The organism is Bradyrhizobium sp. 134, from assembly GCF_023074155.1.
GTDB lineage: Bacteria > Pseudomonadota > Alphaproteobacteria > Rhizobiales > Xanthobacteraceae > Bradyrhizobium.
Window position 1 is genome coordinate 705,684 of the sequence record NZ_JADPKX010000006.1, and the last position, 8,346, is coordinate 714,029.

At 64.6% G+C, this 8,346-nt stretch carries 7 protein-coding genes and 1 pseudogene; 5 read left to right on the forward strand and 3 right to left on the reverse strand.

Annotation, left to right across the window (positions count from 1 at the left end; translation table 11 throughout):
- Window positions 1–168: 168 nt before the first annotated feature.
- Window positions 169–1,743: a porin gene (locus tag IVA75_RS04430; protein ID WP_247286780.1), complete on the forward strand. Its 1,575-nt coding sequence runs from the start codon at window positions 169–171 to the stop codon at window positions 1,741–1,743.
- 538 nt (window positions 1,744–2,281) lie between these two features.
- On the opposite strand, the gene IVA75_RS04435 is transcribed toward IVA75_RS04430, so the two are convergent.
- Window positions 2,282–4,669, reverse strand: coding sequence for a lytic transglycosylase domain-containing protein (locus IVA75_RS04435; RefSeq protein ID WP_247287419.1), 2,388 nt, complete (start codon window positions 4,667–4,669; stop codon window positions 2,282–2,284).
- A gap of 295 nt (window positions 4,670–4,964) precedes the next feature.
- On the opposite strand from IVA75_RS04435, the gene dapA reads away from it, so the two are divergent.
- The 4 genes from dapA to IVA75_RS04455 are packed head-to-tail and all read left to right on the forward strand — an operon-like array spanning window position 4,965 to window position 7,457.
- Window positions 4,965–5,855, forward strand: coding sequence for a 4-hydroxy-tetrahydrodipicolinate synthase (dapA, locus tag IVA75_RS04440; protein ID WP_007603384.1), 891 nt, complete (start codon window positions 4,965–4,967; stop codon window positions 5,853–5,855).
- 27 nt (window positions 5,856–5,882) lie between these two features.
- Window positions 5,883–6,326 carry a large conductance mechanosensitive channel protein MscL gene (mscL, locus tag IVA75_RS04445; RefSeq protein ID WP_276577089.1) on the forward strand — a complete coding sequence of 148 codons (444 nt, stop codon included), beginning with the start codon at window positions 5,883–5,885 and terminating at the stop codon, window positions 6,324–6,326.
- A gap of 59 nt (window positions 6,327–6,385) precedes the next feature.
- Complete coding sequence (gene smpB / locus IVA75_RS04450; RefSeq protein ID WP_027567292.1) at window positions 6,386–6,859, forward strand: SsrA-binding protein SmpB; 474 nt, start codon at window positions 6,386–6,388, stop codon at window positions 6,857–6,859.
- A gap of 4 nt (window positions 6,860–6,863) precedes the next feature.
- A complete protein-coding gene (locus IVA75_RS04455; RefSeq protein ID WP_247286779.1) occupies window positions 6,864–7,457 on the forward strand; it encodes a peroxiredoxin in 594 nt (197 codons plus the stop codon).
- Here IVA75_RS04455 and IVA75_RS04460 read toward each other — a convergent pair.
- Both IVA75_RS04460 and IVA75_RS04465 read right to left on the reverse strand, forming a co-directional pair.
- Window positions 7,454–8,128 carry a uracil-DNA glycosylase gene (locus IVA75_RS04460; protein ID WP_027567290.1) on the reverse strand — a complete coding sequence of 225 codons (675 nt, stop codon included), beginning with the start codon at window positions 8,126–8,128 and terminating at the stop codon, window positions 7,454–7,456. The genes IVA75_RS04455 and IVA75_RS04460 overlap by 4 nt on opposite strands.
- Window positions 8,109–8,346: pseudogene (locus IVA75_RS04465) on the reverse strand (NYN domain-containing protein); the annotation flags it as partial. The pseudogene IVA75_RS04465 and the gene IVA75_RS04460, both read right to left, overlap by 20 nt.

The window sequence follows — 8,346 nt, forward strand, 5'->3', positions numbered from 1 at the left end:
CGAGGTCGTCCCGTCTTAGGTGGTTCGCTTAAGTCCCTCGCGTTCAGCGGGTGTGTCCGAAGGCGCGAAGCGACTAAGCGGTGAATTTAAGGGACAAGGGAACCAACCTTAGGGTGTCTTCACCCAGCGGATCCGGAACCTTCCCTATGGCAAACTTGGAGGTTTAACATGAAGTTGGTTAAGAGCCTTTTGCTCGGTTCCGCAGCGGGTCTGATCGCTGTCGGCGGAGCGCAGGCAGCCGATCTCCCCGTGAAGGCCAAAGCGGTCGAATACGTGAAGATCTGCTCCCTGTACGGTGCGGGTTTCTACTACATCCCCGGCACGGACACCTGCATCAAGCTGGGTGGTTATCTGCGCGCTGAAGTCGCGCTGAACACCAACTCGGACTACAGCGGTCAGTTCACCGGCAATAACGGTTCCCGCAACCGTCTGACGAACTACTACACCATGCGCGCTCGTGAAGATCTCAACATCGACACGCGCACCGCGACCGAGTACGGCGTTGTCCGTACCTTCTTCGACGGCGTGTTCTCCTGGACGACCGGCAACTACAACGGCACCGGCAGCGCGACCGGCACGACCGCCTACAGCAGCACGCTGGCCCTCAACACCTCGGGTGCGGCCCCGGCTCTCGTCGGTTCCTCGATCAACGGAAACGACGGCGGCACCTCGGGCGGCTCGCTCGGCGTGTACTACGCCTTCATCCAGTTCGCTGGCTTCACGATGGGTAAGGCCGTGTCGCAGTTCGACGCGCCCTGGACCAACTACCCGGGCAACAACTACGACGGTCTCGTCGGCGGCAGCGGCACGGTCACTGGTGTCAACCAGTTCTCCTACACCGCTGACTTCGGTCAGGGCGTGACGGCAGCGTTCTCGGCTGAAGATAGGGCGGCCTACTATGACGCCGGCAACCTGAACATGACCGGCGCGTCTGCGGCTGGCATTCTTGGTGGCTCGTATGGCTCCAACGCCATCGGCGGCACGCGTTCGCCGAACCTCGTTGGTATGGTCCGCGTCGACCAGGCTTGGGGTCTCTTCCAGGCGTCGGTGGCTGCACATGACAACCACGTTGCCTACTACGGCGCGACCGAACCCACCGGTCATCCCGATGACAAGTGGGGTTGGGCGGTTCAGCTCGCTCTGTCGATCAAGAACATCCCGACCGGTGCGGGTGACGTGATCAACATCCAGGGCGTCTACACCGACGGTGCGACCCGCTACAACTTCCAGAACCTCGCGGGCAGCAGCTACTCGATGTTTGGCAGCTCCGGCGTTGCCTACCAGAGCGTCGGCTTCGCCAATGCTCCGGACACCGTGTTCGTCACGGGCAGCCAGCAGGAAACGGTCAAGACCTGGGGCTTCCGCGGTGCGTACACCCACAACTGGGACCCCTACTGGAACACCGCGATCTACGGTGCTTACGCCCAGGCCCAGTTCGGTTCCTTGGCCAAGACCACGATCTGCGGCGCCGGTGGTGCTGGTGGCGTGTTCGGCGGCATTGCCGGTGTGACGGGTTGTAACCCGGACTTCGCCGTCGGCTCGGTGGGTCTCATCACCCGCTGGACCCCGGTCAAGAACTTGACGTTCTCGGCTGACGTTGCCTGGACCCGTATCGACCAGAAGTATTCTGGTGTCATTGGCACCGTTACTCCGTCCGGTACGACGGGCAAGCCGCTTGCAGCCTACGAGCTGAAGGATCAGGACACCGTTACCCTGCTCCTCCGCGCTCAGCGCAACTGGTAAGTTCGGTCTAACCACCTGATAGAAAGCCCCGGCGGGAAACCGCCGGGGCTTTTTCTTTTGCCGGTGATGCTTGTTTTTGCCTCCGCCCCATGGCGACCGCGTTGGAGCGTCGCTGTCCATTGCTCGATCGTTCGTCGTGACCTGATCGAAGCTGCGTCGGGGAGAGGGGATCTCTGCGCTGCACGCCAGCCCCGACCGAGGCGCGCGGTTCTGGCCGTCGTTGAACCATCGCGGACTTGCGAACCCCCGCTTATCAGGTGTTCAGCCGGAAGGGATCGATGCCTTCTTGGAGCCGCAGGGCAACGGAGAGCTCACCGATCTGACCGCGACCCTGCAGGCCGAAGAGCTTGGCAGCTCCACAAGGTTCTGACAGTTCCAAGGGCTCTGGCAATCTCGAAGATACTGGCACTCACGAGGCGCGTGTCGAGAAAGCCCGGCTGACGATTGCACGCCAGTTCTTCTTCGGTGGCTCAAGTCCCGGCGACGTTGGCGGTCGCCACCAAAAGGCTTCCCGGCAGCGAGTCGAGGGAAGATGCCTCTATTCCACGCTGCCGGCGCCGCGGCGCAAATCGGCCTCGATCTGCAACCGCGTGCCGCCGCCGAAGCGGGCGCGGTAGACCTGAAGGTTCTCCATGATCCGCTGCACGTAATTGCGCGTCTCGGAGAACGGGATCAGCTCGACCCAGTCGACCGCGTCGACCTTGGGGTCGCGCGGATCGCCGTAGCGATCGATCCACTTCTTCACACTGCCGCGGCCGGCATTGTAGGCGGCAAAGCTCATGATGTAGGAGCCGCGATAGTCCTCGAGCAGCCCACCGAGCTCGGCCGAGCCGAGCGTGGCGTTGTAGGCCGAATCGTTCTTCAGACGCCCCAGATCGTAGGTCCCGCCGTGCCGCTTGCAGACGTAGCGCGCGGCGTCCGGCGTCACCTGCATCAGCCCATAGGCCTGGGCCGGCGAGACGACCGAGGGATTGAAGGCGCTCTCCTGCCGCGCGATGGCGTAGATGATGCTGCGCTCGACCTCGGGGCCGATCGGCGTGAACTGCGGAATGCCGTTGACGGGATAGGCATAGAAATCGAACGGCAGCCCGCGATTGAGCGCGGCCTTGCCGAGCAGCAGCATGCCGCGCGCGTCGCTGTGGCGCTGGGTGAGCTCGCCAAGGCCGGCTAGCGCTTCGGGATCGCCGTTCTCGCCCATGTCGGCGAGAACGGGTATCGCCATCTCGCGCTCGTCGAGCTCGTAGAGCAGCTGCGCGGCGCGCACGATCTCCAGCCGTTCGGCACCGCGGCTGCGCGGCTGAGCGTTGAGCTCGATCTGCGGCAGGCCGAGCCTGGCGCGTGCGAGCTGGCCGTAATAGCTGGTCGATTGCTCGGCGGCCCGCGTGTAGGCGTTGCGCGCCTCCTGCTGGCGGCCTGCAGCTTCCGCAGCGCGGCCCTGCCAATAGCCGGCGCGCGCCAGCGTGGTCGGATTGACGCTGCCGATCCCGATTCGGGCAAAATGCTGGGTGGCAGCCGCGGGATCGTTGAGGAAGCGTAATGCGATCCAGCCGGCTGTGAACTCCTGCTCGGTCTTGTAGATGTCGCGCGAGGGCAGGGCGGCATCGCGCGCGATCAGATAGGCGCTGCGGAATTCCTCGGTGTCGATCATCTTGCGCGCCAGGAGGCGCCGCTCGATCCACCATTCGTCGAGATTGTAGAGCCGGCCCGGATCCTTCGGTGCAGACAGCATGAGCTGGGCGGCTTCCGCAAATTTCTCCTCGCGGCGCAGCAGCTGGATCTTGCTGAAGATGAAGCCGGGATCGCCGTGCAGCTCGCGCGGCACGGCTTCGAGCAGCGCACGCGCGTTCGGCGCCTTCTTGAGGGAGGCGATGCGGGCCTTGGCGAGCGCGACATAGCCGGCCCCGAGGCGCTTTGCAGCACGCAGTGCGGCCTCGTTCTCGCTGCCGTAGAGCAGCGTGTCCATCCGCGCCTTCTGATCGCCGGGCGTCAACAGCGCGCCGAACTGATCGAGTGCGTTGTTCTCGGTCTCTTCTGACATCGGGTCGCTGCGCCAGGCATCGCGCACCAGACGTTCGGCATTGGCGCGGTCGCCGCGCGCCAGCATCGCCTTGGCGAGCGTGAAGCGGCCCTTGGCGGACACGGGGGACTCGTTCTCGAACCACGACCACGCGACCTGGTCGTCGCGCCGGTCGTCCCACATCGCGGCCTCCAGGCGCCGGCGCAGGAAGGTCTGTGACGGCCAGCTCGGATTGGCGGAGAGGAAGGCGCGGTAGCGCTCCACAGTCGCGCCATTGTCCTCGCTGCGCAGGATGATCCATTCCGCAAGCTTTCGCGCGACGGGATCCGAGATCGCGGCCGCGGCATTGGTCGCGTCGCCCGACTTGCGCTTGCGCACGAGCTCGATCACGGTTTCCAGCGTGTCCTTGTCGGCTTGCGAGGTCGAGGAGGTCGCGGCAACCGCAGCCGGTGTGACCGGCTTGCGCGGGGCGGCATGTTGGCGGGTCGCAGGAGCCAGGACCGGAGCGGCGACGGGTTTGGCGGGGGCCGGGGCGGTCGGTCTGACGGTGGCTGTCGCAGCCGGCGCAGGTGCGGTCTTCGGGACCGAGCCGCCAGCGGTCGGCTGAGATTTCGGCGCGGGAGCCGCTGTGGCAGGCTTGGGCTTGTCCTTCGCGAGTTCCTTACCGGCTTCCCGAGCAGGCTTCTTCGCGGCATCCTTGGCGGGGGCACTGGTCGCGCCCTTGCTTGCGCCCTTGGCAGCGTCCTTCGAAGATTCCTTGCCGGTTCCCTTGGACGCCCCCTTGGCAGCGTCCCTGGCGGCTGGCTTGGCGGCGGGTTTCGCGGTTTCCTTGGCGGTTTCCTTGGCGGTCTCCGCGGTTGTCTCATTGGATTTGGCCCAGGCGGCGCAGCCGGCCGACAGCCCTGCCATCAGGCACACGATCAGGCCGGTGGATCGCCATGCGGCGCGCGGAAATGAGGTCACGGCGTTTCGTCGCCCCGAATCAGTCAATTGGCTCAAGACCTAGCTGTACAAGATCTGGCTATATTTGATTGAATATGCGGACAAATTACCAACAGCCGCTTACCTTCGCCCGGTTTGCACCACCACCGCGGCAAAATCGCGGCCTAAACGGTGCGTCACGGGGAGGCGGGTCTTTTACCGACGGGATAGACCCGATATGAATGCGGCTTGCGCTCAAGATTGCCGCGTACGGAGGAAGTCCATGGCAGCCAAGACAAAATTCCGGGGATCGTTCACCGCCTTGGTCACGCCCTTCAAGAACGGCTCGCTGGACGAGGCGGCATTTCGCTCCCTGGTCAACTGGCAGATTTCAGAGGGCACCAACGGCCTGGTTCCCGTCGGCACCACCGGAGAGAGCCCGACGCTGAGCCATGACGAGCACAAGAAGGTCGTCGAATGGTGCATCGAGGAAGCGAAAGGCCGCGTGCCTGTCGTCGCCGGCGCCGGCTCCAACTCGACCAAGGAGGCGATCGAGCTCGCCCAGCACGCCGAGAAGGCGGGCGCGAACGCGGTTCTGGTCGTGACGCCCTACTACAACAAGCCGACCCAGGAAGGCATGTACCAGCACTTCAAGGCGATCAACGACGCGATCGGGATTCCGATCATCATCTACAACATTCCGCCGCGCTCGGTGATCGACATGTCGGTCGACACCATGGCGCGGCTCTGGGAGCTGAAGAACATCGCCGGCGTCAAGGACGCCACGGCCAGCATGGTCCGCGTCTCGCAGCAGCGCGCGGCAATGGGCGAGGACTTCAACCAGCTCTCGGGCGAGGATGCGACCATCCTCGGTTACATGGCGCATGGCGGCCATGGTTGTATCTCGGTGACCTCGAACGTCGCGCCGCGGCTGTGCTCCGAGTTCCAGGCCGCCTGGGCGAAGGGCGACCATGCCACCGCGTTGAAGCTGCATGACAAGCTGATGCCGCTCCACAACAACCTCTTCATCGAGAGCAATCCGGCGCCGATCAAGTACGCGCTGTCGCTGCTCGGCAAGCTGGACGAAACGCTGCGGCTGCCGATGGTGCCGGTCACCGAACCGACCCGCGTTGCCGTGCGCAGCGCGATGGTTCATGCTGGCCTCATCAACTGACGCGCCAGCCGAACGGGGAAATTTTTCATGGCGATCGAGGAAAGAGGCACGCGGATGCTCACGGAGTTCCGCGAGTTCGCCATGAAGGGCAACGTCGTCGACCTCGCGGTCGGCGTCATCATCGGCGCGGCCTTCGGCGCCATCGTGACGTCGCTGGTCGGCGACGTGATCATGCCGATCATCGGAGCGGCCACCGGCGGCCTCGACTTCTCGAACTACTTCACGCCGCTTTCGGGCAAGGTCACCGCGGCAAATCTCGCGGACGCGAAAAAGCAGGGCGCCGTCTTGGCTTGGGGCAGCTTCCTCACGCTGACGATCAACTTCATCATCATTGCCTTCGTGCTGTTCCTGGTGATTCGTGCCATGAACAAGCTGAAGCGCAAGGACGAGGCAGAGCCTGCCGCTCCGCCGAAGCCGTCGGCCGAGGTCGAGCTGCTGACCGAGATCCGCGATCTCCTCAAGAAGTCTTGACGCGCGCGCTTCATCCAAACTGTTAGCGTCCTCGCGCATCTCGATCAGGTTTGTCTTCCATGGCCGACAAGAACGAACGTCCGATCAAGGTCATGGCGGAGAATCGCAAGGCCCGCTTCAACTATGCGATCGAGGATACGATCGAGGTCGGCATTGCGTTGACCGGCACCGAGGTCAAGTCGATCCGCAGCGGCAAGAGCACGATCGCGGAATCCTACGCCGATTCCAAAGACGGCGAGATCTGGCTGATCAACGCCACCATTCCGGAATATCTCCAGGGCAACCGCTTCAATCACGAGCCCAAGCGGCCGCGAAAACTGCTGCTGCATCGCAAGCAGATCAACAAGCTGATGGGCGCGGTCGACCGCGAAGGCATGACGCTGATCCCGCTCAAGCTTTACTTCAACGAGCGTGGCCGCGCGAAATTGCAGCTAGCGGTTGCAAAAGGCAAGAAGCTGCACGACAAGCGCGAGTCCGAGAAGAAGCGCGACTGGAGCCGGGAGAAGGGCCGCCTGATGCGGGCGAGGGGATAGCGGGATGACTCAGAGAAACCTGCTCGAGGTCGATTGGGCCCGGATTCCCGCACCCGCGGACGACGGTGGTGCCGCGCACCTGAAAGGCATGACATTGCCGCCGGTCAGCCTGCTCGCGACTGACGACACGTCGGTCGCGCTGTCGGCGCTGCGTGGCCGAACCGTGGTGTTCGCCTATCCGCGCACCGGCGAGCCCGGCAAGATCGCGCTGGTCGACGATTGGGACATGATCCCGGGCGCGCGCGGTTGCACGCCGCAGACCTGCGCATTTCGCGATCTGTTCGCCGAGCTGAAGGCCGCCGGTGCCGCGCAGGTGTTCGGCCTCTCGACCCAGAGCAACGCGTACCAGACCGAGATGGCCTCGCGGCTGCATCTGCCGTTCCCGGTGCTCTCGGACGACAAGCTGGCGCTTACGCGCGCCCTGAACTTGCCGACCATGGAGGTCGCGGGCCTCACACTGATCAAGCGCCTCGCGCTGATCGTTGACGACGCCAGGATCACGCATGTGTTCTATCCGGTGTTTCCGCCCGACCGAAACGCCGGCGATGTCCTGGACTGGCTGAAGGGCAATGCCGCCACGGGCTCGTCTAAGGACTAGTCGAGGTCGGCCTTCACCTTCGCGAACACGGAGCGGAACATGTCCGGCGTCAGCACGCGGGTGTTCGTGTTGTAGCGGGAGCAGTGATAGCTGTCGTAGAGCCTGAATGCGCCGGCCTGATGCACGGCGCCGTGGCCGAAGGGGGCCTGTGATCCCTTCAGGTTCAGCGGCTTGAGCACAGTGTCGTGCGCAATACGCCCGAGGGCGACGATCGCGCGCAGGTTCGGCATCGTTGCGAGATTCGCCGCGAGGAACTGCCGGCAGGTGTTGATCTCGACCGGCAGCGGCTTGTTCTGCGGCGGCACGCAATGCACCGCATTGGCGATCCGACAGTCGACCAGCTTCAGGCCGTCGTCGGGACGCGCCTGATATTTGCCCTTGGCGAAGCCGTATTCGAGCAGCGTCGCGTAGAGCAGGTCGCCGGCATAATCGCCGGTGAAGGGACGGCCGGTACGGTTGGCGCCCTGCATCCCCGGCGCGAGGCCGACGATCAGCAGGCGCGCCTTGATGTCGCCGAAAGGCGCAACCGGTGCATTGTGCCACAATGGCTCGCGCGCGCGGTTCGCCTCGCGAAAGGCGACCAGGCGCGGACAGAGCGGACAGTCACGGTCGGGGACGAGGCTGAGAGGCTGGCGGCTTGACCGGGCCGCCTCACTCCTCGAAGTCGTCATCGCCCCTCGCCGGCGCCATCGTGGTCGCGCGCTGGAGGAACTGCGGAGCGTGGTGGCGCGCCTCGCGGTCGCCGCGGTCACGCGGGGCGGGGCGTTCGGACGGGTCGCGACCGAGCTTGGACTGCAGCTCGACGAGGTCGGTGAAGACGTCGGCCTGCCGGCGCAGCTCGTCGGCGATCATCGGCGGCTGGCTCGCGATCGTGGAAATCACGGTGACC